Consider the following 1505-nt stretch of genomic DNA (forward strand, 5'->3'; position numbering starts at 1 on the left):
CAACGCCGTTCAGTTAAGCGGTTGGGCGGATCGTCAAGGCGTGTCTGAGGCGTAAAGCAGCGGAGCTCCGGTATAGAGGGTGGTCACTCTAAGACGCCCTTGAACCTGGAGCTCCGCTGGCTGATCAGATTGCCATAACCCGGACGGTGAGGGTAGCTGCGGGGGTGTTCGCGCCGGGTCATCTGGGCGAGCTGACTCGGCTGGTGCCGTTCGAGATGGTCGATGATGTCCTGGCCGTGACCAGGCGAACGCAGTCGCGGGTTCGGCTGTTGCCGGCCCGGGTCGTGATGTATCTGCTGCTCGCGGGATGCCTGTTCGCCGAACTCGGATACCGGCAGGTGTGGTCCAAGCTGACCAGCGGGTTGTCCGGCCTGCCACTCGTGGCGCCCACCGGCAGTGCCCTGCGCCAAGCCCGGCAACGTCTCGGTCCGCAACCGGTGCAGGCCCTGTTCGATCTGTTGCGCGGGCCGGCCGTCACCAGCGCCGCTCAGGTGCGCTGGCGGGGTTTGCTACTGACCGTGGTCGACGGAACGTTCCTGACGGTCGCGGACTCGGCCGCCAACAGCGGTCGCTATGCCAAACAACGCTGCAACAACGGCGGTTCCGGCTATCCGCAACTACGGCTCAGCGCCCTGCTGTCCTGCGGCACCCGCTCAGTGCTGGACGCCGTGTTCGACCCGGTCAGCGTCGGGGAACTCGACCAGGCCCGCCACCTCTGTCGCAGCCTGCGGCCCGGGATGCTGCTGCTGGCCGACCGAAACTACGCCGCCGCGGACCTGATCATCACTCTGGCCGCCACCGGCGCGCATCTGCTGATCCGCTGTAAGACCGGCCGCAAGCTACCGACCCTGCGCCGCCATCACGACGGATCCTTCTCCTCCATCATCGGCGGGCAGCCGATCCGAGTCATCGACGCGCAGATCAGCATCACCACCACCGCGGGCACCCACACCGGCGGCTACCGGCTGATCACCACCCTACTCAACCCAGTCACCCATCCCAGCGCCGAACTGATCCGGCTCTATCACCAGCGCTGGGAGATCGAGAGCGCCTACCTCGAACTCAAATCCTCAATCCTGGGCGGACGAGTCCTACGCGCCCGCACCCCCGACGGCATCCAGCAAGAGATCTACGCCCTGCTCAGCGTCTATCAACTACTACGCACCGCGATGGTCGACGCCACCGACAGCCGACCCGGCCTCGACCCCGACCGCGCCAGCTTTACCACCGCCCTGAACACCGCCCGCGACCAGATCGTGCACGCCGCCGGCGTGCTGGCCGACACCGTCATCGATCTGGTCGGCGTCATCGGCGCCGACGTCCTGGCCCACCTACTGCCCGAACGCCGCCTACGCACCAAAACCCGCATGATCAAACGCTCAAACAGCAAATACCAAGCCCGCGGCCCCACCATCGACCGGCGCAGCTACCAAGCCACCACCAGTATCGACATCGTCATCCCCGACCCTTGACGACCACACCAACCACTTAACTGAACGGCGTTG

At 65.9% G+C, this 1505-nt stretch carries 1 protein-coding gene; it reads left to right on the forward strand.

What is annotated here, in order from left to right; all coding sequences use genetic code 11:
- The first annotated feature begins 164 nt into the window (after positions 1 to 164).
- Positions 165 to 1472, forward strand: a complete 1308-nt coding sequence (locus AB0C19_RS33505) for an IS4 family transposase (RefSeq protein WP_357191977.1) — start codon at positions 165 to 167, stop codon at positions 1470 to 1472.
- Positions 1473 to 1505: the final 33 nt, after the last annotated feature.

It is taken from the genome of Micromonospora sp. NPDC048842 (genome assembly GCF_040649935.1).
Taxonomy (GTDB): domain Bacteria; phylum Actinomycetota; class Actinomycetes; order Mycobacteriales; family Micromonosporaceae; genus Micromonospora; species Micromonospora hortensis.